2 protein-coding genes are annotated in these 1,188 nt (G+C 40.9%); both read right to left on the bottom strand.

The genetic code is table 11. The features are described from left to right. On the bottom strand, positions 1–875 hold an 875-nt coding region (locus AC1DUW_RS29720), incomplete at its 3' end, for a dihydrodipicolinate synthase family protein (protein WP_477644293.1). 18 nt (positions 876–893) lie between these two features. Continuing rightward, positions 894–1,188: enolase C-terminal domain-like protein (locus AC1DUW_RS29725; RefSeq protein ID WP_477644294.1), on the bottom strand; the 295-nt coding region annotated here is incomplete at its 5' end.

The following is a 1,188-nucleotide window of genomic DNA, read 5'->3' on the forward strand; positions in this document are numbered from 1 at the left end:
ATAAGAGCCGCTACTTTGTCACGCAAATCTGCCGGGAATACATCACACGGAGCACGGTGTCCAGCAGATACGTCAAACCAGCGCTGATGAACGGCTTCTTTCATGGCTGTAAAAAATGTCGGTCCGTACGTGTAGATATCCATCAGCTTTGAAATCATTTGATGATTTTTCTGTGCTTTTTCCAGATCACCTTTTTGAAAGGAATTATATAAATCAACGGATATTTCAGGTGCAAAAACAGCGCTTCCGTTAATGCTACCCGCTGCACCAATCATTTGAGCTGGAAGCAAATGCTCATCAAATGCAGAAAAGACGCGGAAATCACTGCGAACTTTTTTCACTTCGGTCAGGACTTGCCGCAGGTGCCCGAAATCACTGACAGTTTCTTTAATACCGGCAATATTTGAATGATCTACTACTAATCTTTTAATCAATTCTACCGATATATTTTGTCCTGTTAAAAGTGGAATGTTATATATGAACACTTGTAGATTTGTGTGATCAGCTACGCTGGAATAATAACGGTATAATTGTTCGTCAGACAGTTTCCAGTAATATGGGTTGACTACAAGAACCCCATCAGCTCCATGCTCTTCTGCATAAGAAGTTAATTCATGTACCTCTTTTAATGCGGTATGCCCAACGCCAACCATAACCGGCACTCGACCGTTAATGTGCTTAATCATTTCGCGTACGTATAGCTTTCGTTCTTCTGTTGTAAGTGATGRGAACTCACCTGAACTTCCCATCAATAAAATACCGTCAATATTCCGTGAAATTAATTGATCCATATAGCTTCTGTTCAGCTCTATATCTAAATTTCCCGCTTCGTCAAAAAGAGTGACTACCGGCGGAATGATGCCATGAAAATTCATTGTTTCGGCCTCCTTTTTTTACCATTCAGCGATACTTCCGTCTTCATGACGCCAAATTGGGTTTTTCCAATCATGTCCTATTTCTGCTGCCTGCTTCACTTTTTCTTCGTCAATTTCTAACCCAAGACCCGGTTTATCCGGAATGTTCACATAACCATTTTCATAGTCGAATATTTCAGAATTTTTAACATAATCGAGAATATCCATCCCTTTGTTGTAATGAATACCAAGGCTTTGCTCCTGAATAATGAAATTCGGCGTCGTAGCATCCAGATGAATCGATGAAGCGAGTGTCATTGGACCGAGCGGACAG

The sequence above is a fragment of the Peribacillus sp. P4_C12 genome (assembly GCF_056402095.1).